Origin of the sequence: Amycolatopsis viridis (genome assembly GCF_011758765.1) — a bacterium.
In the GTDB taxonomy this organism is placed as follows: domain Bacteria; phylum Actinomycetota; class Actinomycetes; order Mycobacteriales; family Pseudonocardiaceae; genus Amycolatopsis_E; species Amycolatopsis_E viridis.
Map to the genome: position 1 here is coordinate 1,934,329 of NZ_JAANOU010000001.1, position 23,313 is coordinate 1,957,641.

Annotated in this window: 23 protein-coding genes; 14 read left to right on the plus strand and 9 right to left on the minus strand. The window is 71.9% G+C overall.

Translation table 11 applies throughout. From position 1 onward, the window contains the following. The 4 genes from FHX46_RS09535 to ggh are packed head-to-tail and all read left to right on the plus strand — an operon-like array spanning window position 1 to window position 4,211. Entirely contained in the window at window positions 1–876 is an 876-nt protein-coding gene (locus tag FHX46_RS09535) for a carbohydrate ABC transporter permease (RefSeq protein WP_167112528.1), read from the plus strand. Then, window positions 873–1,730, plus strand: a complete 858-nt coding sequence (locus FHX46_RS09540; protein WP_167112530.1) for a carbohydrate ABC transporter permease — start codon at window positions 873–875, stop codon at window positions 1,728–1,730. The genes FHX46_RS09535 and FHX46_RS09540 overlap by 4 nt, the downstream gene beginning before the upstream one ends. A 9-nt stretch (window positions 1,731–1,739) precedes the next feature. Then, window positions 1,740–2,816 (plus strand): ABC transporter ATP-binding protein, encoded by a 1,077-nt coding sequence (locus tag FHX46_RS09545; protein ID WP_167112532.1) that lies wholly within the window; start codon window positions 1,740–1,742, stop codon window positions 2,814–2,816. 6 nt (window positions 2,817–2,822) lie between these two features. Further along, on the plus strand, window positions 2,823–4,211 hold the full coding sequence (gene ggh, locus FHX46_RS09550; RefSeq protein ID WP_390622598.1) for a glucosylglycerate hydrolase: 1,389 nt from the start codon (window positions 2,823–2,825) through the stop codon (window positions 4,209–4,211). A 6-nt stretch (window positions 4,212–4,217) separates the two neighbouring features. Here the strand turns inward: ggh and FHX46_RS09555 are convergent, their stop codons facing one another. The 5 genes from FHX46_RS09555 to FHX46_RS09575 all read right to left on the minus strand — a co-directional run bounded on the left by FHX46_RS09555 (window position 4,218) and on the right by FHX46_RS09575 (window position 8,919). Continuing rightward, window positions 4,218–5,540 (minus strand): hypothetical protein, encoded by a 1,323-nt coding sequence (locus FHX46_RS09555; RefSeq protein WP_167112534.1) that lies wholly within the window; start codon window positions 5,538–5,540, stop codon window positions 4,218–4,220. 94 nt (window positions 5,541–5,634) lie between these two features. Beyond that, window positions 5,635–6,495, minus strand: coding sequence for an amino acid ABC transporter permease (locus tag FHX46_RS09560; RefSeq protein ID WP_167112536.1), 861 nt, complete (start codon window positions 6,493–6,495; stop codon window positions 5,635–5,637). After that, entirely contained in the window at window positions 6,492–7,139 is a 648-nt protein-coding gene (locus tag FHX46_RS09565; protein ID WP_167112538.1) for an amino acid ABC transporter permease, read from the minus strand. The genes FHX46_RS09560 and FHX46_RS09565 overlap by 4 nt, the downstream gene beginning before the upstream one ends. Before the next feature lie 84 nt (window positions 7,140–7,223). Beyond that, window positions 7,224–8,138, minus strand: a complete 915-nt coding sequence (locus tag FHX46_RS09570; RefSeq protein WP_167112540.1) for a glutamate ABC transporter substrate-binding protein — start codon at window positions 8,136–8,138, stop codon at window positions 7,224–7,226. Between the two features lie 52 nt (window positions 8,139–8,190). Further along, window positions 8,191–8,919 (minus strand): amino acid ABC transporter ATP-binding protein, encoded by a 729-nt coding sequence (locus FHX46_RS09575; protein ID WP_208401029.1) that lies wholly within the window; start codon window positions 8,917–8,919, stop codon window positions 8,191–8,193. A gap of 258 nt (window positions 8,920–9,177) precedes the next feature. On the opposite strand from FHX46_RS09575, the gene FHX46_RS09580 reads away from it, so the two are divergent. The 3 genes from FHX46_RS09580 to FHX46_RS09590 all read left to right on the plus strand — a co-directional run bounded on the left by FHX46_RS09580 (window position 9,178) and on the right by FHX46_RS09590 (window position 11,447). Next, the gene (locus FHX46_RS09580; RefSeq protein ID WP_167112543.1) at window positions 9,178–9,417 is read left to right on the plus strand and encodes a hypothetical protein; all 240 of its coding nucleotides are present in this window, start codon (window positions 9,178–9,180) and stop codon (window positions 9,415–9,417) included. A 90-nt stretch (window positions 9,418–9,507) separates the two neighbouring features. Further along, window positions 9,508–10,992, plus strand: coding sequence for a tRNA (N6-isopentenyl adenosine(37)-C2)-methylthiotransferase MiaB (gene miaB, locus FHX46_RS09585; protein WP_167112545.1), 1,485 nt, complete (start codon window positions 9,508–9,510; stop codon window positions 10,990–10,992). Beyond that, a complete protein-coding gene (locus FHX46_RS09590) occupies window positions 10,989–11,447 on the plus strand; it encodes an Rv2732c family membrane protein (protein ID WP_167112547.1) in 459 nt (152 codons plus the stop codon). The genes miaB and FHX46_RS09590 overlap by 4 nt, the downstream gene beginning before the upstream one ends. Here the strand turns inward: FHX46_RS09590 and FHX46_RS09595 are convergent. Beyond that, on the minus strand, window positions 11,331–12,329 hold the full coding sequence (locus FHX46_RS09595) for a LysR family transcriptional regulator (protein ID WP_167112548.1): 999 nt from the start codon (window positions 12,327–12,329) through the stop codon (window positions 11,331–11,333). The genes FHX46_RS09590 and FHX46_RS09595 overlap by 117 nt on opposite strands. Before the next feature lie 125 nt (window positions 12,330–12,454). Here FHX46_RS09595 and FHX46_RS09600 point away from each other — a divergent pair, with 125 nt between their 5' ends. Then, the gene (locus tag FHX46_RS09600) at window positions 12,455–13,639 is read left to right on the plus strand and encodes an MFS transporter (protein ID WP_208400082.1); all 1,185 of its coding nucleotides are present in this window, start codon (window positions 12,455–12,457) and stop codon (window positions 13,637–13,639) included. 409 nt (window positions 13,640–14,048) lie between these two features. On the opposite strand, the gene FHX46_RS09605 is transcribed toward FHX46_RS09600, so the two are convergent. After that, window positions 14,049–15,359 carry a DUF349 domain-containing protein gene (locus FHX46_RS09605; RefSeq protein ID WP_167112550.1) on the minus strand — a complete coding sequence of 437 codons (1,311 nt, stop codon included), beginning with the start codon at window positions 15,357–15,359 and terminating at the stop codon, window positions 14,049–14,051. Between the two features lie 246 nt (window positions 15,360–15,605). Between FHX46_RS09605 and FHX46_RS09610 the strand changes: the two genes are divergently transcribed. Genes FHX46_RS09610 through dapF form a run of 3 tightly spaced genes read left to right on the plus strand, consistent with a single transcriptional unit; the run spans window position 15,606 to window position 18,028 of the window. Next, entirely contained in the window at window positions 15,606–16,289 is a 684-nt protein-coding gene (locus FHX46_RS09610; RefSeq protein WP_167112552.1) for a class III extradiol dioxygenase subunit B-like domain-containing protein, read from the plus strand. After that, window positions 16,286–17,185, plus strand: coding sequence for a tRNA (adenosine(37)-N6)-dimethylallyltransferase MiaA (gene miaA / locus FHX46_RS09615; RefSeq protein WP_167112554.1), 900 nt, complete (start codon window positions 16,286–16,288; stop codon window positions 17,183–17,185). The genes FHX46_RS09610 and miaA overlap by 4 nt, the downstream gene beginning before the upstream one ends. 9 nt (window positions 17,186–17,194) lie before the next feature. Beyond that, window positions 17,195–18,028 carry a diaminopimelate epimerase gene (gene dapF, locus FHX46_RS09620; protein ID WP_167112556.1) on the plus strand — a complete coding sequence of 278 codons (834 nt, stop codon included), beginning with the start codon at window positions 17,195–17,197 and terminating at the stop codon, window positions 18,026–18,028. Here the strand turns inward: dapF and FHX46_RS09625 are convergent. After that, window positions 17,934–19,253 carry an MFS transporter gene (locus FHX46_RS09625; protein ID WP_167112558.1) on the minus strand — a complete coding sequence of 440 codons (1,320 nt, stop codon included), beginning with the start codon at window positions 19,251–19,253 and terminating at the stop codon, window positions 17,934–17,936. The genes dapF and FHX46_RS09625 overlap by 95 nt on opposite strands. Before the next feature lie 102 nt (window positions 19,254–19,355). On the opposite strand from FHX46_RS09625, the gene FHX46_RS09630 reads away from it, so the two are divergent. From FHX46_RS09630 to FHX46_RS09640, 3 genes are read left to right on the plus strand one after another with little or no spacing between them, the layout of a single operon-like run. Then, window positions 19,356–19,811 carry an ArsR/SmtB family transcription factor gene (locus FHX46_RS09630; RefSeq protein ID WP_208401035.1) on the plus strand — a complete coding sequence of 152 codons (456 nt, stop codon included), beginning with the start codon at window positions 19,356–19,358 and terminating at the stop codon, window positions 19,809–19,811. A gap of 43 nt (window positions 19,812–19,854) precedes the next feature. Next, window positions 19,855–21,285 (plus strand): GTPase HflX, encoded by a 1,431-nt coding sequence (hflX, locus tag FHX46_RS09635; protein ID WP_167112562.1) that lies wholly within the window; start codon window positions 19,855–19,857, stop codon window positions 21,283–21,285. Between the two features lie 19 nt (window positions 21,286–21,304). Then, window positions 21,305–22,333, plus strand: coding sequence for a hypothetical protein (locus FHX46_RS09640; protein ID WP_313886073.1), 1,029 nt, complete (start codon window positions 21,305–21,307; stop codon window positions 22,331–22,333). 61 nt (window positions 22,334–22,394) lie between these two features. Here FHX46_RS09640 and lexA read toward each other — a convergent pair whose 3' ends face one another. Next, complete coding sequence (gene lexA, locus FHX46_RS09645; protein ID WP_167112564.1) at window positions 22,395–23,096, minus strand: transcriptional repressor LexA; 702 nt, start codon at window positions 23,094–23,096, stop codon at window positions 22,395–22,397. Window positions 23,097–23,313 lie beyond the last annotated feature (217 nt).

Genomic DNA, 23,313 nt, shown 5'->3' on the forward strand with positions numbered 1-23,313 from the left:
ATGGCGGTGGCCACCATCCGTGCGGGGAGCAGGCGCCGCCGGGCCGGGTCGCCCTGGCTGCTGCTCGCGCCGTCGATCGTGTTCATGCTGGCGCTGTTCGGCTGGCCGGTGGTGCAGGCGCTGATCTCGGCGTTCACCGACGGCTCCGGCTTCACGCTCGCCGCGTGGGAGCGCCTCTTCGGCGACCCGTACTTCCTCAAGGCCCTGCGCAACACCCTGCTGCTCATCGTCATCGTGGTGCCGGTGCAGCTCGTGCTGGCGGTGGCGATGGCACTGCTCGTGCAGGCCCGGCCGAAGTTCCTGTCCGGCCACTTCTACCTGTGGACCGTCCCGCTCGCGGTGTCCGAGCTGGCCGCCGGGCTGGTGTGGCTGTCGGTGTTCGACAACCGCGGCTACCTGAACTCGCTGCTGGTGTCGTGGGGCCTGTCCGACACCGGCGTGCAGTGGCTGAACTACACCCACACCGGGACGATGCTGCTGGCCGTGGTGATCGCCGAGGTCTGGCGCGCCACCTCGCTGGTGTTCGTGATCGTCGTCGCCGGCATCCAGATGGTGCCCAAGGACTTCGACGAGGCCGCCCAGGTACTCGGGGCGAGCGCGTGGCAGCGGCTGTGGCACGTGACGCTGCCGCAGCTCAAGCCGAGCCTGCAGGTCGCGCTGATCCTGCGGACGATCCTCGCGTTGCAGGCCTTCGCGGTCGCGCAGGCGCTGACCGGCCGCGATTTCCCGCTGCTCGTCGGCGAGACCTACCAGTGGTACGTCAACCTGCAGAACCCGGCCGTGGCCAGCGCCGCCGCCCTCGTGGTGCTCGTCCTGTCGCTGGTGACCGCGGTGGTCTACCTGCGCACCATGCGGCAGCGGGAGGCGGCCGAGTGACCACGACCACCACGACCCTGCCCCCGGTGGACCGGGCGCCGCTGCGCCGTCGTCGCCGTCGCGCGATCGCCGTCCAGGTCGCCTGCATCCTGGTCAGCCTGTTCATGCTCGTGCCGATGATCCTGATCGGGCTGGCCGCGGTGTCCTCGCCGCAGGCACTGCTGGAGTTCCCCAAGCCGCTGATCCCGAGCGACTTCTCCGCCGACACGCTGCTCGCGTTCATCCAGGCCACCGGAACCGTTCCGGCACTGGGCAACTCGCTGCTGACCGGCATCTACACCGTGGTGCTGTCGGTGCTCGTCGGCGCCCCGGCCGGATACGCGCTGGCCCGCCAGGTCTTCCGCGGCAAGGACGCCTACCAGGTGTTCATGCTGCTGGCTCGCGCGCTGCCGATCGTCGTGCTGTCCGTGCCGCTGGCCACGATGTTCCTCAACTCCGGCGTCTACGACACGGTGTTCTCGGTGACGCTGCTGCACACCACGCTCGCCATGCCGACGACCGTGCTGATCAGCGCGAGCATCTTCGTGTCGGTGCCCGCCGACGTCGAGGAAGCCGCCCGGGTGTTCGGCTGCGGCCGGTTCGAGGCGGCGCGCCGGGTGGTGGTCCCGCTCGCGCTGCCCGGCCTCGCCGCGTCCTCGATCTTCACGTTCGTGTTGTCCTGGAACGAGATCCTCGGCGCCGCCGTGATCACGCTCGGGCACCGGACACTGCCGGCTCAGGTGCTGGCCTCGCTCGGGGAGGCGCCGCAGGCGTACCGGTTCGCCGGTGGCTTCGCGCTGATCCTGCCCGCGCTGGTGTTCATCCTCGTGATGCGCCGGTACCTGGTGAACATGTGGGGGACCACGCTGCGATGAGGGAGCACAATGGCTGAGGTCGTCTTGCACGAGCTCGTGAAGACCTACCCGGGCGGCACCACCCGCGCCACCGACGAGGTGTCGCTGCACGTGGCCGACGGCGAGTTCATGGTCCTGCTCGGCCCGTCCGGGTGCGGCAAGACCACGCTGCTGCGGATGGTCGCCGGGCTGGAGACCCCGGATGCGGGCCAGATCGTCATCGGTGGCCGGGACGTCACCTACCTGGAACCGCGGCGGCGCAACCTGTCCATGGTCTTCCAGTCCTACGCGGTGTTCCCGAACAAGAAGGTCGCCGACAACATCGGGTTCGGCCTGCGGGTGCACGGTGTGCCGGCGGACGAGGTGCGCAAGAAGGTCGAGTGGGCGGCGGAACTGCTGCAGCTCACGCCCTACCTGGACCGGTACCCGGCGAAGCTGTCCGGCGGCCAGCGGCAGCGCGTCGCGGTCGCGCGCGCGATCGTGATGGACGCCGACGTGCTGCTGATGGACGAGCCGCTGTCCAACCTGGACGCCCTGCTCCGGCTGTCCTTCCGGGCCGAGCTGAAGAAGCTGGTCAACGAGATCGGCGTGACCACCCTGTACGTGACGCACGACCAGGTCGAGGCGCTGTCGCTGGGGGACCGGGTGGCGGTGATGCGGGACGGGCGGATCGCGCAGTGCGGTGACCCGGTTGCCGTCTACACCGAACCCGCGGACGAGTTCGTGGGCGGGTTCCTCGGCAGCCCGCCGATGAACTTCCTCACCGGGACCGTCACCGGCGACGGGACGCGGATCGATCTCGGCGGCCAGACGCTGCCCATTCCGCGGGCGCTGGAGACCTTCCGCGGCCGGGAACTGCGGCTGGGCATCCGGCCCGAGTCGATCGCCGTGGCCCCGGACGGGGACGGCCTGCGCGGCGAGGTGCAGGTGTTCGAACCGCTGGGCTCCGCCACCCTGCTCACCACGGAGCTGTGTGGCCAGGTGCTGAAGGTGCAGGCACCGGCGAGTTTCCGTGCCGAGCCCGGTCAGACCCTGCGTCTGGGCCTGCCGCCCGAGCAGTGCCGGTGGTACGACCCGGAAACCCAGCTCCTGCTGGCGACGGGGTAGCGGACCGTGACCGTGACCAACCGTGCCGGGGAACCCTCCGGCGGCAGAAGGCCGGCCCGCTACGCCAGGGCCACCCTGGCCGCGCGGGCCGCCCGGGTGCTGCGGGACAACGACACCGGCACCGTGATCACCGCGGCGCCACGGCTCTACCCGCACATGTGGAGCTGGGACGCCGCGTTCATCTCCGTCGGCCTCGCCCGGCTGGACCTGCCGCGCGCGATCGCAGAGCTGGAGACCCTGTTCCGGGCGCAGTGGCGCAACGGCATGGTGCCGCACATCGTCTTCACCGGCGACGAGGACGCCTACTTCCCCGGCCCGGACCGCTGGGGCACCGACGCGGCCGCCGACGGGCCGCGCGGCGTCCGCACCTCCGGGATCTGCCAGCCGCCGGTGCACGCGATCGCCGTGCAGCGGATCCTCGAGGTCGCCCGCGCCTCCGGACCGCAGGAGCGGGCCGAGGCGGAACGGTTCGGCCGGTCGATCTGGCCGGCGCTGTACTCCTGGCACCGCTGGCTGGTCGAGTACCGCACCCCGGGGCACAGCGGCCTGATCGCGATCGTGCACGGCTGGGAGTCCGGAATGGACAATTCGCCGCGGTGGGACCTGCCCTACGCGGCCGTGCGGCCCGGTGCCGAGCTGCCCCCGTACGTGCGCAAGGACGTGCGGATCGTCGGTGATCCGAGTGAGCGGCCGACCGACCAGGAGTACGACCGCTACCTGTGGCTCATCGAGGAGATGCGCCGCGCCGGTTACGACCAGCGGGAGGTCGTCCGCAATTCCAGCTTCCTCGTCGGCGACGTGTTCATCACCGCGCTGTTCGCGGTGTCCTGCGACGTGCTGCTGGAGCTGGGCAGCGAGTTCGGCCGGCCCGCCTCGCAGCTGGCCGATCTGGCGGACTGGGCCTCCCGGGCACGGCACGCGGTGGCGGCGAGCTGCCACCCGGTGTCCGGCATGGCCCGCGACCGCGACCTGCGCGCCAACCGGTGGCTGGACACGCAGACCATCGCCGGGTTCGCGCCGCTGCTGTGCGGGGGAGCGCCGGACGAGGTGCAGCTGCGGCTGCTGTCGCTGCTGGACAGCGACCGCTGGTGCGGGCACCCGGACCTGCTGGCGCCGGTGCCGCCGTCGGTCTCGCCGATGCGGCCCGGCTTCAACCCGCGCCAGTACTGGCGCGGTCCACAGTGGCCGGTCGTCGCCTGGTTGTTCGGGTGGGCGTTCGAACGCCGCGGATGGCACGAGCGCGCGCGCGAGCTGCGGGCGGCCGGGCTGCGCCTGACCGGCGACGGTGCGTTCGGGGAGTACTACGAACCGTTCACCGGCGAGCCGCTCGGCAGCACCGACCAGTCCTGGACCGCGGCGGTCGTGCTCGACTGGCTCTGCGACGACGACGGCTGACGCCGGTCACCAGACGCTGCCGGTACCACCGAGCTCGAGGCGGCCGTCGCGCATCTCGAACACGGCGCCGTCGGTGAGGTTGCGCGGCAACGGCGCGTCACGGGGCCGCCAGAGGCTCACCGGCATGGGTGTGGACCAGACCTCGTTCCGCCCGTCGACCCGGAACCCGAGCGAGATCTCGTAGGTGCCCGAGCTGACCGACGCCAGCGCCACGTGGAAGCGCTCGACGCCGCCGGGCTCGATCACCCTGGACAGCGCGTAGTCCCGTTGTTCCCCGGCTCGCGCGCCGAGCACCACCGCGTACACCTCCGCAGCCGGCCGCATCGCCGGCAGCCGGAGGTGGTGGTCGTAGGAGAACCCGGACTCGTCGAGCCAGAGCGGATCCGACCCGAGTTCCGTGCGGGCGATCTCGCGGATCTCCCCGTCGGGAGTCTCGTAGGTGCCTTCGACGACGACCCGCACCGGCAGCCGGTCCAGCGGCGGGCCGAGGCTGAGCCAGTGGTGCGCGATCGGCGGCCGGTCCCGCTCGGCGTCGGAGAGCAGGACCCGGTACTCCGGTGACCGGCGGGCCGCGTCGTCCCCGTCCCGGCCGCGCCCGGCGAGCGCGTCGAGGAGTTCCCGTCGGCGCCGCCGCAGTTCGCTGATCCTGGCGGCGGTGGTGGAGGCCGGTTCGAGGGTGAGCACGGTGCTGGTCGCGCCCGGACCGACCACCGGTGCGGTGCCGGTGGCGCGGTCTTCGAAGAGATCCGGCAGGAGCGGATCGGCGAGCCGCAGCCGTATCTGCCGGGCCGGGCCCCATCCGGTGTTGCGCACCTGCACGGTCAGCGCACCCCCGACGACCCGCTGGTCGAGCGACAGCACCGGCGTCCGGTCCAGGGTGAACGCCGCCACCCGTACCGCGAAGGCGTCCAGGACGGCGGTGGCGTCACCCCGGTTGACGAACTTGCAATCGATCGAGCCCACCGCGAACCGCTGTCCGGCCACTTCGAACCCGGCGGGCTCCGCCGGTTCGGACAGCGCCGGGTCGAGCGAGGTGCTGACGAGCGAGACCGCCGATCGCTTGAGCGTCGGGCGCAGCCGGACGAGGGCGGTGAGCACGAAACCGGCGAACCCCAGCACCACGGCCAGCACCGCCAGCCAGAACACCTTCGAGACGATCGAGTCGACCACCGCGAACGTGTCGCTCGACTGGAGCGGGGTCAGCACCGGCAGGCCGAGCACCTGCTCGTAGATCAGGTAGAGGATCAGCGCCGTCAGCCCGGCGAGGGTGAGCGGCGTCCGCAACCGGCCGGCGATCCGGACGAGCGTCTCGAGGTGGTTCCCCTCCATGATCCGATGCTATCGGCGGATCGGGCGCGCACGGGGGCGAACAGCAGAACGGGGGCGCGGCGACCGCTCGCCACGCCCCCGTTCCCGCGCGGGATCAGGCCACGCCCACGACGTCCTCGGTGGCCGGCGGGCGTTCGGTCTCCACGTGCTTCTTGCTGCGCCGCTGTCGGCGTTCGATGAAGTTGGCCAGCGCGGTGAGCAGCAGGCACAGCGCGATGTAGATCGCCGCGACCACGATCGTCGACGGGACGATCGGCCGGCTGAACGCGCCCTGCGAACCGATGTAGCGCGCGTAGTACAGCAGCTCGGGGTAGGTCACCAAGAAGCCCAGCGCGGTGTCCTTGAGCAGCACCACGAGCTGGCTGATGATCGTCGGCAGCATCGAGCGGATCGCCTGCGGGATCAGGACGAGCGTCATCACCTGCGTCTTGCCCATGCCCAGCGCGTAGGCCGCCTCGCTCTGCCCCTTCGGCAGCGCCTGGACACCGGCGCGGAACACCTCCGCGAGCACCGAACCGTTGTAGAGGGTGAGGCCGAGCACCACCGCGGCGAACGGCGGCAGGGTCACGCCCAGGGCCGGGGCGCCGTAGTAGAAGAGGAACATCAGGATCAGCAGCGGAATGGCGCGGAAGAACTCGACGATGAACGTCGAGACGCCCCGGACCCACGCGTGGTCCGACAGCCGGCCGGCGGCGAAGATCGCACCGAACACCAGCGCCAGGACGGCCCCGAGCGCGAACGCCTTGACCGTCGCCAGCAGTGCCGTCACCAGGTCACGCTGGACCTGCGTGTACTGCAGCCACTGCCACTTGCGGGCGGTGAACTGCCCGCTGTCGTAGAAGCGGTAGACGATGTAGGTGAGGATCGCCGCCACGGCCACGATCCCGAGCACCGCCATCAGCCGGTGCCGCACGCGGGCCTTCGGACCGGGAACATCGAACAGGACGTTGCTCATCGCGCCACGCTCCAGCGCCTTTCGAGAGCCCGCTGCGCGAACGACAGGATCGCGACCAGGATGATGAAGCCGAGCGCGACCCACAGCAGGCCGATCAGCTGGTTGTCGCCGCGCTCGGACAGGTACTGGCGGATCGCGCCGGCTTCGGTGACCGAGAACCCGGCGGCGATCGTGGTGTTCTTCAGCATGCCGATCAGCGTGCTCATCAGCGGCGGCACCACCGAGCGGATCGCCTGCGGCAGGACGATCTGGCCGAGGATCTGGCTGAACGTCAGGCCGAGCGCACGGGCGGCCTCGGCCTGCCCGACGGGCACCGTGTTGATGCCCGAGCGCACCACCTCGCAGATGAACGCCGACGTGTAAATGGTCAGCGCCACCACGGCGGCGGTGAAGTAGGACAGCTCGAGGATCTCGAGCAGCGGATAGGCGAACACGAGGAACACGAAGACCAGCGTCAGCGGTGTGTTCCGCAGCAGCGTCACGTAGGTGGCGCCGATGGCGCGGAACACCGGCACCGGGCTGACCCGCAGACCGGCCAGGAACGTGCCGAAGATCAGGCTGGCCACCCCTGAGATCAGGAACAGCTTGATCGTGGTCCAGAAGAACGGACCGTAGAGGTCCAGGTTGTCGAGCAGGACGTCCATCGAGCCTTCCCCGCCGCGGTTGGTGAATGGGTGCACAGGGAGTGGCCGGTGAGCGCGAGCGCGCTCACCGGCCACAACGGATGGTCAGTAACGCTGGATCGCCGGCGGCTGAGAAGGCGAACCCGACTTGCCCAGGGTGGCGTCGTAGATCTTCTGCCACGTGCCGTTGTCGATGGCGGCCTGGAGCAGGTCGTTCACCTTGCCGCGCAGGGCGGCGTCGTCGCGGTTCAGGCCGATGCCGTAGGGCTCCTGCGAGAACGTCTTGCCGACGACCTTGAGGTTGTCCGGGTCCTGCGAGGCGTAGCCCTTGAGGATCGCGTCGTCGGTGGTGAGGGCGTCGACCTCCTTGGTCAGCAGCTTGTCCACGCACTGCGAGTACTTCTGGAACTCGACGATGTTGCCGGGCTCGGTGAGCTGCTGGTCACGCACGCGCTGGATCGGGGTGGACCCGGTGATCGAGCAGACCTTCTTGCCCTTCAGGGTCTCCGGACCGGTGATCGAGCTGTCGTCCTTGCGCACCAGGAGGTCCTGGCCGGCCATGAAGTACGGGCCGGCGAAGGAGACCTGCTGCTTGCGCTTGTCGGTGATGGTGTAGGTGCCGACGTAGTAGTCAACGTTGCCGTTGCTGATCGCGGCCTCACGGGCGGCCGAGTCGACCGTGGTGAAGTTGATCTTGCTCTCGTCGAAGCCGAGACCGGCGGCGACCATCTTCGCGATCTCGATGTCGAAACCCTGGAACTTGCCCGTCGTGGGGTCCTTCAGGCCCATCCCCGGCTGGTCGTCCTTCACGCCGATGGTCAGCTTGCCGGCGCCCTTGATCCGGGCGAAGGTCGGCGAACCGGCCACGTCGACGTTCTGCGCGACGGTGTAGGTCGGCAGCGCGGCGGCGTTCGAGCCGGTGTCGCCGGTGCCGGAGCCGGAGGGGGTGCCCTCCTTGCCGCAGGCGGTCAGCGTCAGGGCGCCGACGAGCAGCCCCGCTGCCAGGGTGCGGATCTTCATCTGGATTCCTGTTCTCCCGGGATCAGGCGGCGCACGCGCCGCGGGAACTGAACTAGTGCGTCAGGATCTTGCCGAGGAAGTCCTTGGCGCGGTCCGACCTCGGCTTGGTGAAGAACTCGTCCGGCGTGGTGTCCTCGACGATCTCGCCGTCGGCCATGAACACCACCCGGTTCGCGGCGCGGCGGGCGAAGCCCATCTCGTGGGTCACCACGAGCATGGTCATGCCCTCGCGGGCCAGCCCGGTCATGGTGTCCAGCACCTCCTGGACCATCTCCGGGTCCAGTGCCGAGGTCGGCTCGTCGAACAGCATCACCTTCGGCTTCATCGCCAGGGCGCGCGCGATCGCCGCCCGCTGCTGCTGACCCCCGGACAGCTGCGCGGGGTACTTCTGCGCCTGGTTCGCGATGCCCACCCGGTCGAGCAGCTCCATCGCCGTCTTGCGCGCCTCGTTCGGCCTGATCCGGCGGACCTTCACCGGCGCGAGCATCACGTTCTCGACGATGGTCTTGTGCGCGAACAGGTTGAACGACTGGAACACCATGCCGACCTCGGCCCGCAGCGCGGCCAGCGCCTTGCCCTCCGCGGGCAGCGGCTGACCGTCCACCGAGATCTCCCCGGAGTCGATCGGCTCCAGCCGGTTGATCGCACGGCACAGCGTGGACTTGCCGGAGCCGGACGGCCCGAGGACCACCACGACCTGGCCCTGCGGCACTTCCAGGTTGATGTCCTTGAGCACGTGCAGGTCGCCGAAGAACTTGTTCACGCCGGCAGCCCTGATCATCGCTGGTGCTGACGTAGCTGTGCTCATCTGCCCTCCATAGCCCGGCTCATGCGGCGATCTAACACCGTGTGGCAACACGGCGCCCGCATATCGCGGCAAACGCAACCCAGGTGTCATCCGTTCTGCCCGTTTTGCTGCGGACGGTGACCCCGGGTGCGGGTAACTGTAGTCAGGCAAGCCGCGCAGCTCGGAGGGGGTCGGTTCACTCGAACGGGGTACCGTCCTGCGCTCGGCTTCGTCGCGCTCGATACTCGGGTGGTGACTGTACGCAACCTCCGCGCGGCGGCCGCCGCGCTCGTGCTCGCCGGGCTGTGCACCCTCGCCGCGCCGGCCCAGGCCGCGCCCGGCTACTCGGTGACCCTCAAGGCCGGCCCGTACCGCACCCAGGCGGACTGCCAGGCGGTGCTGCCGTCCTGGCCCGGCCACGTCTGCACGTTCATCCCGGACCTGCTGCCCGGGCCCATTCCGGAAGGCTGGTACGTCGCGCTCCAGAGGTGACGCGCGCGCGGCCGGGTGAGCCGGGAGCGTTACGCTGGTAGCCGTCATGTCTCGTCCGACCAGCGAACCTACCAGCGAACACGGTGCCCGATGACCGGTGGCAAGACGTTCCAGATCCGCACGTTCGGCTGCCAGATGAACGTGCACGACTCCGAGCGCCTCGCGGGGCAGCTGGAGGAGGCGGGCTACGTTCCGGCAGGCGCCGGTGACGTGCCCGACCTCGTCGTGTTCAACACGTGCGCGGTGCGGGAGAACGCGGACAACAAGCTCTACGGCACCCTCGGGCACCTGCGCCCGGCCAAGGACGCCAACCCGGGCATGCAGATCGCCGTCGGCGGCTGCCTGGCCCAGAAGGACCGCAGCGAGATCGTCCAGCGCGCCCCCTGGGTGGACGTCGTGTTCGGCACCCACAACATCGGCGCGCTGCCGGTGCTGCTGGAACGTGCCCGGCACAACGCCGAAGCCCAGGTGGAGATCCTCGAGTCGCTGGAGACGTTCCCCTCGACGCTGCCCGCCCGCCGGGAGTCGGCCCACTCCGGGTGGGTCTCCATCTCGGTCGGCTGCAACAACACGTGCACGTTCTGCATCGTGCCCGCGCTGCGCGGCAAGGAACGCGACCGGCGGCCGGGCGAGATCCTCGCCGAGGTCGAGGCGCTCGTCGCCGAGGGCGTGCTGGAGGTGACGCTGCTCGGGCAGAACGTCAACTCCTACGGCGTGGAGTTCGGCGAGCGGGACGCGTTCTCCCGGCTGCTGCGCGCCTGCGGCCAGATCGACGGGCTGGAGCGGGTGCGGTTCACCTCGCCGCACCCGGCGGCCTTCACCGACGACGTCATCGACGCGATGGCGCAGACGCCGAACGTCTGCCCGCAGCTGCACATGCCGCTGCAGTCGGGTTCGGACCGGATCCTGCGGGAGATGCGCCGGTCCTACCGGTCCAGCCGGTTCCTGTCCATTCTGGACAAGGTGCGGGACCGCATCCCGGACGCGGCGATCACCACCGACATCATCGTCGGGTTCCCCGGCGAGACCGAAGCGGACTTCCAGGCCACCCTCGACGTGGTGCGCCAGGCGCGGTTCTCCAGCGCGTTCACCTTCCAGTACTCCAAGCGGCCCGGCACCCCGGCCGCGGAGATGCCGGACCAGCTGCCCAAGCAGGTCGTGCAGGAGCGTTACGACCGGCTGGTCGAGCTGGTCAACGAGATCGCCTGGGAAGAGAACCGCAAGCTCGTCGGCCGCAAGGTCGAGCTCCTGGTCGCCGAGGGCGAAGGCCGCAAGGACACCGAGACCCGGCGGATGAGCGGCCGTGCCCGGGACGGGCGGCTGGTGCACTTCACGCCCACCGGTGATGCGGTCGCGGGATCGGTGCGGCCGGGCGACGTCGTCGAGACGGTGATCACCTACGGCGCGCCGCACCACCTCGTCGCCGACGGCGACGTGCTCACGCACCGGCGCACCCGCGCCGGGGACAACGTGGAGGCGGGCCGCCGGCCCAAGACCGGCGGGGTGAGCCTCGGCCTGCCCGCGTTCGGCCGCCCGGCGCCGCAGCCGGTGACGACGGGCGGGTGCGGCCTGTGACCGACGACTACGACCGGCTCGCCGCGGACGTCGATCACGCCGTGACCAAGGCGTCCCGGACGGTCGAGCTCGGCCGCCGCGGATTCGTCATCGCGGTGCTCGTGTTCGTGCTGCTGGTCGGGCAGCTGCTGCCCTGGGTCGGGGACCACGTCGGCTGGGAGGTGCTGCTCGGCCGTGGCGGCGGCATCCCGCAGCTGTTCGCCACCACGTCCACCGTGATCGGTGTGCTGGCCTCGGCGCTGACCCTGATGACCCGCCGCTGGTGGCTGGCGTGGGTGTGCGCGATGGGCGGCTGGTTCGCCTCCGTCGACGGGCTGCTCGCGATCTGGTCGCAGCAGTCATCGGTGGCCAACGGCGCCACCGGCCGCGGGCCCGGGATCGGCATGATCATCGCCCTGATCGCGATGATCCTGCTGGCCGCCCAGTGGATGCGCACCGCCTGGTCCCGCACCTGAGGCGAACCGCGGCGCCAGGGACCGCGCGAGCCGGCGGAACAGCGCCACGTCCGGGTTCCGGTCACCGGCCCGGGTGGCGAGCACGCTGTGGTCCCACGGCGCGTCCACCACGGGCACGCACACCGTCCCGGGCCAGCGGTAGAAGCGCGCGAACGAGCTGAGCGCGGAGCCCGCACCGCGGCCCGCGGCCACGCTCATCAGGACTTCCTGCGGGGTGACCGCGTGGTCCGGCCCCGGCCGCGGGGCCTCCCCGCCGCGGGCGGGCGTGAAGTACAGGTAGTCGGTGAACGGCCGCGGGGTGTGCCGCGGCAGCGCGACGAACGGCAGGTCCAGGACGTCGGCGAGGCGCAGTTCGCCGGCCGCGGCGAGCTCGGAGCGCGCCGGGATGACGACGATGCGGGCCTCGGTGGTGAGCACGTCGACGGCGATCCGCTCGTCGGTCACCGCGGGGCGTACGAACGCCACATCGACGCGGTGCTCCAGCAGTGCGCTGGTGTGCTCGGTGAAGGTGAGCGCCTCCAGGGTCAGCTGCACGTGCGGGCGCAGGTGCCGGAAGGCGGAGATGGCGGCCGGGGTCAGCTCGGCCGAGCCGTGCCCCATGACGCCGACGCGCAGCACGTCGGCGTCCGTGGCGAGGCCGGCGATGTCCTCGACCGCAGCGTTGGTGGCGTCGACCAGGCCGCGGGCGTGACCGAGGAAGCGGTGCCCGGCGGGCGTGAGCCGCACCGGCGACCGGTCGAACAGGGCGACCCCGAGCTCGCGTTCGAGCTGCTGGATGTGGGCGGTCACCGCGGCCGGGGACAGGAACAGGCGTGCCGCGGCCCGGCCGAAGTGCCCTTCCTCGGCCACCGCCAGGAAGGACGAGAGGCGGCGCAGATCCACTCCCCGACGGTAGGCCGGGGCACGGCGTTCGCCAAGGTGATCCGTGGCATCCCCGGCGGGGGCGGAGCGTTCGGAATTCGTGAACGATCTGGTTCGTGCGCGCCCGGGTGGGTTACAACCCGGGTATGACGGAGAGTGCCGTGCTGCCCGCGACCCGGCCGATGTGGCCGCGGGCGGCCTGGTTGATCACGGCGGCGGGGTGGGGGGCGAACCAGTTCTCGCCGATGCTGGGTGCCTACCGCCGCGAGCTGGGCCTGTCCGCGGCGACGGTGACGGGGCTCTTCGCGATCTACGTCCTCGGCCTGGTGCCCGGCCTGCTGCTCGGCGGGCCGGGCGCCGACCGCTACGGGCGGCGGGCGGTCGTGCTCGGCGCGGTGGCGCTGTCGGTGCTGGCGACGGGCGCGCTGCTGCTCGGCGAAGTGGGTGTGCCGTGGCTGGGGGTGGGGCGGTTCGCGTCCGGGTTCGCGATGGGTGCGGTGCTCGCGGCGGGCAGTGCGTGGGTGAAGGAGCTGTCCCATCCGCCCCACGACGACGCCCCGGAGGGCACCGGCGCGCGGCGGGCGAGCCTGTTCCTGTCCGCCGGGTTCGGCCTCGGCGGCCTGGTCGCGGCACTGATCGCGCAGTGGGCGCCGCTGGATGTGGCCTACCTGCCGCACCTCGTGCTGTCCACGGTCGCGCTGGTCGCCGCGGTGCGGGTGCCAGAAACCGCACCGCGGGTGGTGCCGGGCAAGCGGGTGACCGGGATCCGCGACCCGCGGTTCCGGCGGATGGTCGTGCCGGTGGCGCCGTGGGTGTTCGCCGCACCCGCGACCGGGTTCGCCGTGTTGCCGTCGGTCGTGGAGAGGCGTCTCGGCGGGGCGGAGACCGTGTTCGCCGGGGTGGCGATCGCCGTCGTGCTCGGTGCCGGGCTGCTGATCCAGCCGGTCGGCCGGCGGCTCGCGGCGCGCGCGGTGCTGCTGCCCGCGCTGATCGGCCTGGCGGCGATCGGGTTCGGCATGCTGCTCGGCACCGCGGCCGCGGTCACGGGCGGGCCTGCGTTCGCGTTGCTCGCCGACGCGGTGCTCGGGTGCGGATACGGCTTGTGCGTGACCTTCGGGCTGACCGAGATCGCCCGGATCGCCCCGCCGGAGGGCCTCGCGCGGCTGTCGGCGGTGTGGTGGGCGCTGACCTACATCGGGTTCTGCGCGCCGTACGTGTTCGCGCTGCTGACGAAGGTGACGACACCGCCGGTCATCCTCGGCGCGGCGGCGGTGCTGGCGTTCCTGACCGGCGCCGGCGTGGCGCTACGGCACCGGACCGCATCGTCCTGACGCGAGCACATCACCCGAGCCGCCGCCACAAGCAGCAAACACCCCGCCACAAGCGGCAAACACCCCGCCACGAGGGGCAAACACCCCGCCACGAGCGGCGAACACGCCGCGACGAGCGGCAAACACGCCGCGGCCGTCGTGTTGGCTGCTCCGGGCGGCGTGTTTGCCGTTGCGGGCCGCGTGTTTGCCGTTGGGGGCGGTGAGTTGGCGGTTGCGGGCGGTGAGTTTGCCGTTGCGGGACGGGCGGCGTCGCCCGGCCAGCCCTGACCGTGAATCGAGGCGCCACCCGCACTGGAACCGAAGGCGGCGTTCACCGCGCTCGCCGGGTCTTACCGCGAGGGGTGAGCGAGCGGCCCCTCCGCACGCAGCGGAGGGGCCGCGAGGCAGCCGGTCGTGGGCTTCGTGGGCTTCAGCGGTCCGCGACCGCCTGCTCGGCCGCGCGCATCCATTCGCGCCATTGCGCCGCCTGCTCCTCGGCCTTCTTCGCGCGACGCTCGTCCCCGGCGGCGCGGGCCTTGGCCGCCTGCGCCTCGAACTGCTCGACCCGCTCGCGGAACTGCGCGGCGCGCGCCTGCGCTTCCGGGTCGCTGCGGCGCCACTGGCTGTCCTCGACCTCGCGGACGCGGTCCTGCACGGCCTTCAGCCGGCCGTCCAGCTCGCGGATCCGTTCCCGCGGCACCTTGCCGATCTCGTCCCACTGCTCCTGGATGCGCCGCAGCTGCGCCTTCGCCGCGTCCAGGTTCACCCCCGGGTCGATCTTCTCGGCCTCGGCGAGCAGTTCCTCCTTGCGCGTGGCGTTCGCGGCGAACTCGGCGTCACGCTCGGAGAAGATCGCCGACCGGCGGGAGAAGAACGCGTCCTGCGCGCCGCGGAAGCGCTGCCACAAGGCGTCGTCGGCCTCCTTGGGCGCCCGGCCCGCGGCCTTCCACTCCGCCATGAGCTCCTTGTACCGGGCGGCGGTCGGGCCCCAGTCGGTCGAGTCGGCCAGCGCCTCGGCCTCGGCGATCAGCTCTTCCTTGCGGGCCTTGGCTGCCGCCCGCTGCTTGTCCAGTTCGGCGAAGTGCGAGCCGCGGCGCCGGTTGAACGCCTCGCGTGCCTTGGAGAAGCGCTTCCACAGCTCGTCGTCGGTCTTGCGGTCGACGCCCTTGATCGTCTTCCACTCGTCCAGGATCGCGCGCAGCCGGTCACCCGCGGCCTTCCACTGCACCGATTCGGCGGCGATTTGCTCGGCCTCCTCGGCGAGCGCCTGCTTGCGCCCCACCGCGGCCGCCCTGGCCTCCTCGCGCTCCTGCTTCGCGGCGGCGAGCGCGGTCTCGGCGTGCGCCACGATCTGGTCGATCCGCGCCGACAGCGCCCCGAGGTCACCGACGACCGCGGCGGTCGGCAGGCTGTCCCGCAGCTGGGTGGCGGTGGCGAGCGCGTGCTTGGGATCGCCGGCACCGGACGACAGGCGCGTGCCGAGCAGTTCCACCTCGGTCCGCAGGTCGTCGAAGCGGCGCGCGTAGTGCAGCAGCCCTTCCTCCGGCGAACCGGCCTGCCACACCCCGACGGCGCGTTCCCCGTCCGCGGTCCGCACGTAGACGTTGCCCTCGTCGTCCACCCGCCCCCACCGCGCGGGGTGCGGCTCGGCCGGCGGGACCGGCACGCCGTGAGCGGTGGCGGGCGTGTGACCGTGGGGCACCTGGTGGGGCGCCGGGGTGCCGGTGTTCTCGTCGGACATCGCAGGCTCCTTATCGCCTGTCGGCCCGCCTGGTGGCGGGCGCCCCGCGGGCGCGCGGGGCCGGGTCATGCTGGTATCGATCCTCTGGCCGCATTCAAGCAGTTCAGCGCCGCTCGTGGTACTCGGTTGGCGAGTCGGAGCGGGTGATTCTACTTCCGGGCCGCGTGGGGTCGCTGTGATCGCTCGACTCGCTGCGCTCCGTGTCCACCGGCTGCTCGCCGGTGGCTGCCGGTAACCTCGACGGGTGTGATCGTGCAAGCCGTGGTGGTACCGCAGCCCCCGCTGCTCGTGCCCGCTCTGTCACCGGGTGCGAGCGCCGACCTGGAGTCCCTGCGTGCGGCGTGCCGCGCCGCGGTGCGGCGGCTCGCCGCCGTCACCCGGGAGTGGATCGCGGTCGGCGCCGGGCTTCACGAACGGGTGGTCGAGCCGGGCGTCTCCGGCTCGTTCCGGGGCTACGGGGTGGACGTTGCGGTCGCGTTGTCCGCCGGTCCCGTCAGCCCGGCCGAGCTTCCGCTGCCTGCCCTCGTCGCGGGCTGGCTGCGTGAGCAGGCGGCGGCGGACTCCGTCCGGGTGCACCTGGTGGACGGTGACCCGGCCGAGTGCGAACGCCTCGGCAAGCAGCTGGCCCACGGTGAGCGGACCGGCCTGCTGGTCCTCGGTGACGGCTCGAACCGGCACGGCCCGAAATCCCCCGGCAGCGAGGACGAGCGCGCCCCCGGCTTCGACGACACCGTCGCCCGCGCCCTGGCCACCGGGGACACGGCCGCGCTGCGGGCGCTCGACCCGGACCTGGCGGCGGAGCTGGGCGCCGGCGGCCGGGCACCGTGGCAGGTCCTGGCCGGCACCGGCGACGACTGGCGCGCCGAGCTGCTCTACTCCGCGGCGCCGTTCGGTGTCGGTTACCACGTCGCGGTGTGGGAGCGCGGGTGAACCCGATCGCCGTCGTCGGCCCCACCGCGACCGGCAAGTCCGAGCTCGCCATCACGATCGCCCGGGCGGTCGGCGGTGAGGTGGTCAACGCCGACGCGCTCCAGCTCTACCGCGGCATGGACATCGGCACCGCGAAGGTGCCCGAGGCGGAGCGCTGCGGCATCACCCACCACCTGCTCGACGTCCTCGAGGTCACCGAGACGGCTTCGGTCGCGGCCTACCAGCGCGACGCGCGGGCCGTCATCGAACGCCTGCTGGCCGAGGGCACGGTCCCGGTGCTGGCCGGCGGTTCCGGTCTGTACGTGCAGGCCGTGCTCGACGACCTGCGCTTCCCGGGCACCGACCCCTCGGTGCGGGCGCGGCTGGAGGCCGAAGCGGCCGAGGTCGGCGCCCCGGTCCTGCACGCGCGGCTGAGCAGCCTCGACCCCGCCGCGGCCACCGCGATCCTGCCCAGCAACACCCGCCGGATCGTCCGGGCACTGGAGGTCATCGAGATCACCGGGCAGCCGTTCTCGGCGAACCTGCCCGAACCCGGCCCGGCACGCTACGGCACCCTGCTGATCGGCATCGACCGGGACACCGCGGACCTGGACCGCCGGGTCGAGGTGCGCGTGGACCGCATGTTCGCGGCGGGCCTGGTCGCCGAGGTGGAGTCGCTGCTGGAGCGGGGCCTGCGGGAGGGCAGGACCGCCTCCCGGGCGCTGGGGTACCAGCAGGTGCTGGCCGAGCTGGACGGCGGCCGGGACTTCGCGGCCGCGGCCGAGGCCACCAAGCAGGCGACGCGCCGATTCGTTCGCAGGCAACGATCCTGGTTCCGTCGCGACGCCCGGATCCGGTGGTTCGACGGCGCGGACCCGGACGTGGCCGCGCGAGTGCTCTCCGTGCTGGCCCAGTAGTCTGAGCGTGTGGCAATCGAGTTCCTCAAGGGGCATGGCACCCAGAACGACTTCGTGGTGCTCCCGGACCCCGACGGGCGGCTGGACCTGACAGCCGGGCGGGTCGCCGCGTTGTGCGACCGGCAGCGCGGGCTCGGTGCCGACGGCGTCCTGCGGGTGGTTCGCCGGGACGCGGTGGACGCCCCGGCCGCGGCCGGCTCGGCGGGGGAGTGGTTCATGGACTACCGCAATGCGGACGGGTCCATCGCCGAGATGTGCGGCAACGGGACGCGCGTCTTCGCGCGCTACCTCGTCGAGACGGGGCTGGTGTCCGGGCGGGAGTTCGTGATCGGCACGCGGGCCGGCGACCGGCCGGTGGTGGTGCATCCCGATCTGTCGGTGACCGTGCAGATGGGCCCGGCCTCGATCACCGGTGCGTCGGTCGCCATCGTGGACGGGCACGACTTCTCCGGCGTCGCGGTGGACGTGGGCAACCCGCACCTCGTGTCCATTGTGGATGACGACATCGACGAGCTGGACCTGACCCGTGCGCCGCGCTACGACAGCGATTTCTTCCCGGACGGGGTCAACCTCGAGTTCGTCAACCCGCTCGGCGAGCAGCGCCTGAAGATGCGCGTCTACGAGCGCGGCGTGGGCGAGACGCGGGCGTGCGGCACCGGCACGGTGGCGGCCGTCGCGGCCGCGCTGCACCTGGCCGGCACCGACACCGGGAAGTCCACTGTGGACGTGCCTGGTGGCCGGGTCGAGGTCACCGTGGAGCGGGGGGCGTCGACGCTGACCGGGCCGGCGGAGTTCGTGGCCCGGGGTGAGCTGGATCCGGCGTGGTGGGAGCAGGCGGGCTGACCGGCAGGTCCCGCATCCGCCGCAACGGCGACAGCAGCACCGGCAGCATCGACACCGCCATCAGGGCGCACCCGGCCCACACCGTGGGCCGGACCCCGATCGCCCCGCCCAGCGCGCCGCCGGCCAGGCCGCCCAGCGGCATCGTGCCCCACACGACGAACCGCACGGTCGCGTTCATGCGGCCGAGCAGCCGGTCCGGGCAGATGGCCTGCCGGTAGCTGACCTGGGCGACGTTGTAGACGACGATGCCGTACCCGGCCGCGACCAGGCCCAGCACGCCCAGCGCCACCGACCACCCCGGCCGCGCGAGCGGCAGCAGCAGTTGCAGCGGCCAGGTCACCAGCGGCACCAGCCAGATCGCCCTGGCCTGGCCGAGCACCCGCGTCCAGAACCCGGCGGTCAGCGCGCCCAGCACCCCGCCGCCGCTGCCGATGGCCAGCACCAGGCCGACGGCCGACGGGCTCAGGCCCAGGTCCCGGGTGAGGAACAGGACCTGCATGGAGATCACGACGGTGCCGGCGAAGTTGCCGCCCGAGGTGCACAGCACGATGGCGCGCAGCGGCCGGTTGCCGAACACGAACCGCAGGCCCTCGGCGATCTGCGTGCGCAGCGGGGTGCCGTCGTGCGGTTCGGGCTCCGGTTCCGGGGTGCGGATGCGCAGCAGGAACAGCGCCGACGCGAGGTAGCCGGCACCGGTCGCGAGCACGGCGTTGGCCGCTCCCGCCAGCTGCACGAGGCCACCGCCGATGCCGGGGCCGGCCACCTGCGCGACCGACTGGCTGGTTTGCAGCTTCGCGTTGCCCTCCAGCAGGCGCTCCCGGCTGACCAGCGACGGCAGGTACGACTGGTAGGAGATGTCGAAGAAGACCGTCCCCACGCTGACCAGCAGGCCCACCACGATGAGCTGGGCCAGCGACAGCGCGCCGGCCCACCACGCCACCGGGACGGTCAGCAGCAGCGCGGCGCGGGCGAAGTCCGCGCGCAGCATCAGCGGCCGACGCCGCATCCGGTCCACCCAGACCCCGGCGGGCAGCCCGATCAGCAGGAACGCGGCGTTCTCCGCCGCGGTGAGCAGGCCCATCTCGCCCGGGGTGGCGGCGAGCACGGTCGCGGCCAGGAGGGGGAGCACGGTCTGCCCGACGAAGGTGCCGGCCTGGCTGACCGTGTCACCCGCCCAGAGCAGCCGGAATCCTGGGTGGAACCAGAGGGAGTCACGTCGGGGCACCCCGATAGGGTGAACGACCGATTGGAATCCGTCAATCACTTGGCGGACTACGCTGAGCCGGTGGGAGACCGCCGCCGCGCCAGCGAGGCCGAAGCCAGTGCGCTGGCCTCGGGAATACGCCTGCGCATCATCCGGTTGACGTTTGCGGAGGCGCTGACGAACAAGGAGATCGCGCAACGTCTGGACCGCGACCCGGCCACCACGCTGCACCACGTGCGCAAGCTGGTCGACACCGGTTTCCTGGCGCCGCAGCCGCCGCGCCGCGGCAACCGCGGCGCGAAGGAGATCCCGTACCGCTCCACCGGCAAGTCCTGGGAGCTGGACGGCACCGGCGACCGCGCCTTGTCCGAGGCGATCCTGGAGGCCTACCTGGCCGAGGTCGCCGAGCTGGACCGCGGCGAGCTGGACCAGTCCCGCCTGGTCATCCGGGTGGATGCGGCGGTCCGGCGCGAGTTCGAACACCGCCTGGCCGGCCTGCTGGACGAGTTCAAGGAGCGCTCCAGCCCGGAGGGAGCCGAGCAATTCGCCGTCTACGTGGCGGTGTACCCCAGCCGCTAAAGGATTCGGACAATCCCGCGACCCGTGGGACCATGGAAGGACGATGACAGAACTGACCTACACCAACCCCGCCCTCGACCCGTCGACGGGCGAGCTGGAGCTGTCCGACCGCGCCTCGCTGCGGCGGGTGGCGGGGCTCTCCACCGAACTGTCGGACATCACCGAGGTCGAGTACCGGAAACTCCGCCTCGAACGCGTGGTGCTGGTGGGCGTGTGGACCGAGGGCACCGCGGAGCAGTCCGAAGCCTCCCTCGCCGAGCTCGCGCGCCTGGCCGAGACCGCGGGCTCCGAGGTGCTCGAAGGACTCGTGCAGCGCCGCTCCAAGCCCGATCCGGCCACCTACATCGGCTCGGGCAAGGTGCGTGAACTGTTCGACATCGTGGTCGCCACGGGCGCCGACACGGTCATCTGCGACGGCGAGCTCTCGCCCGGCCAGCTGCGGCAGCTGGAGGAGCGGCTCAAGGTCAAGGTGATCGACCGGACCGCGCTGATCCTGGACATCTTCGCCCAGCACGCGCGCTCGCGCGAAGGCAAGGCCCAGGTCGAGCTCGCCCAGCTGCAGTACCTCATCCCGCGTCTGCGCGGCTGGGGTGAGTCGCTGTCCCGGCAGGCCGGTGGCCGCGCCGGCGGCGCGAACGGCGGCGTCGGCCTGCGTGGTCCCGGTGAGACGAAGCTGGAGACCGACCGCAGGCGCATCAACAAGCGGGTGGCGAAGCTGCGCCGCGAGATCGCCGCGATGGACACCATCCGGGCCACGAAGCGGGGCCGCAGGGTCGCCAACGAGGTGCCCAGCGTCGCGATCGTCGGCTACACCAACGCCGGCAAGTCCAGCCTGCTCAACGCGATCACCGGCGCCGGTGTCCTGGTGGAGAACGCGCTGTTCGCCACCCTGGACCCGACCACCCGGCGCGCGGCGACCCCGGACGGGCGGACGTTCACGCTGACCGACACGGTCGGGTTCGTCCGGCACCTGCCGCACCAGCTGGTCGACGCGTTCCGCTCGACGCTGGACGAGACCGCCGACGCGGACCTGCTGCTGCACGTGGTGGACGGGTCCGACCCGGCACCGGAGGAGCAGGTCAACGCGGTGCGCCAGGTGCTCACCGAGATCACCGCCAGCCACGAGAGCCCGCTGCCGCCGGAGCTGATCGTGATCAACAAGGCGGACGCGGCCGACGAGCTGTCGCTGGTCCGGCTGCGGCACCTGCTGCCGGGCGCGCTCGTGGTGTCGGCCAGGACCGGCGAGGGCGTGCCGGAGCTGGTCGAGGCGCTGGCCGAGCGGTTGCCACGGCCGGACGTGGTCGTCGAGGCGCTGGTGCCCTACACCCGTGGCGAGCTGGTCGCCCGGGCGCACGCCGAAGGCGAGGTCCTCGCCGAGGAACACCTGCCCGAAGGCACCCGGCTGAGCGCGCGGGTCCGCCCGGACGTGGCGTCCGCCCTGGAGGCGTACGCGGTGAACGGCTCACCGGCCTGAGATCGGTACCGTGGCTCGGGTGAGCCTCGGAAGCACTGCGCCGGCGCTGGTCCTGTCCGTCTTGCTGGGGCTGGGTGCGGGACCGGCGAGCGCGGCGCAGGTGCCGTCGCCGGAACCGGTGTGCTCGGTGACGGACAAGCGGCTCGGTGAGCTCTCCGGCCTGGTGAGCGACGGGTCGCGGTGGTACGCGATCAACGACGGCGGAACGAAGGTGCAGATCTTCGTGCTGGGCCGGGACTGCGCGGTGCAGCGGGTGATCACCGGCAGCACCGATCCGTACGACGTGGAGGATCTGGCGCGGGCCGCGGACGGAACCTTCTGGCTCGCCGACACCGGCGACAACCGCAAACAACGCGGCACCGTCGCCCTGCTCGCCGTCACGCCGGAGGGCAGGGTGACGCTGTACCGGCTGACCTACCCCGACGGGCAGCACGACACGGAGGCGCTGCTGCTGGACGCGTCGGGTACGCCGTACCTGGTCACGAAGTCCCCGTTGGGTGAGGCCGGGATCTACCGGCCGGCGAAGGCGCTCGCGAGCCCCGGGCCGACGCCGCTGGAGCGGGTCGGCTCGATCACCATCAGGTCCACGGACACGCGCGGCGGTCCCGTCGCCGGGTTCGGGTCGGTGCTGATCACCGGCGGTGCGGTGAGCAAGGACGGCACGGTTGTCGCCTTGCGGACCTACACCGATGCCTACCTGTTCCCGGCGCCCGACCGGGACGTGGCGGCCGCGCTGCGACGCGAGCCGGTGCGCATCCCGCTGCCGGACGAACAGCAGGGGGAGGCGATCGCCTTCGAGCCCGACGGCACGCTGCTGTCGGCGTCCGAAGGAACCGGTCAGCCCGTGCGGGCGGTGCGCGGGGCGGCGGCGCTGGTGGCCACGGAGGCGACGGCCAACGGCCAGGCGTCGGGCGCGGGCGGGGAGGCGCCCGGCCCCTCCGCCGGGCCGGGCGGGATGGCGCCGGTGCCCGCGCTGCTTCTCGCGGTCCTGGTCGCCGGAGGCGCGGTGTTCGCCTGGACCAAGCTGCGGAAGCGGTTCGGCCGCTGATCGTTTCGAACGACCGGGCGATCTTCCGCGTGCACGCGGCCAAACCGCCGGAAACCCTCGGTCAGAGGCGGCGGATCACCGCGACGACCTTGCCCAGGATCGTGGCCTCGTCGCCGGGGATCGGGTCGTACGCCTCGTTGTGCGGCATCAGCCAGACGTGGCCGTCCTTCTGCTTGAACGTCTTCACCGTGGCCTCGCCGTCGATCATCGCGGCCACGATCTCGCCGTTGTTGGCGGTGGGCTGCTGGCGCACGACCACCCAGTCCCCGTCGGTGATCGCGGCGTCGACCATCGAGTCACCGGTGACGCTGAGCAGGAAGACCTCGCCCTCGCCGACGATGTCCTTCGGCAGCGGGAAGACGTCCTCGATGGACTGCTCGGCCAGGACCGGCCCGCCGGCGGCGATCCGGCCGACCAGCGGCACGTACGCGGGCTTGGGCATCGGCGTGGTCTCCGCCTCGGCCTGGGCGGTCAGCACCCCGACGGCACGCGGGCGGTTGGCGTCCCGGCGCAGGTAACCCTTGCGCTGCAGCGTGCGCAGCTGGTGCGACACCGACGAGGTGGACGTGAGCCCGACCGCCTCGCCGATCTCCCGGACGCTGGGCGGGTAGCCGAAGCGGTCGATCCACGCCTTGATGACCTCGAGGATCTGCTGCTGGCGCGGGCTCAGGCCCTCCTCCACGTCCTCGGGGTCGGGGAGGGGATGCACGTCCCCGAACCGGCCCCCGGGCCTGCGGATCGTCTCGCCCGTCTCTTGCGACACCCTGCTGCCTCCCAGCTCTGGAGCGGCCGGGACGCGCACCCGCGCGACCGGCGCTGTCCGCCTCTGCTGGTCACCCACAGTAGTGCACCGGACAGCAAACATCAAACAACTGTTCGACGACACGCCGGGGCGTGCTCGATTTTGTCGTACCCGGGTGGTACACATTCGCACGGGAGTTCGATAGAACGGTTGTTCGACCGGCGGTCCACGCCGCGGG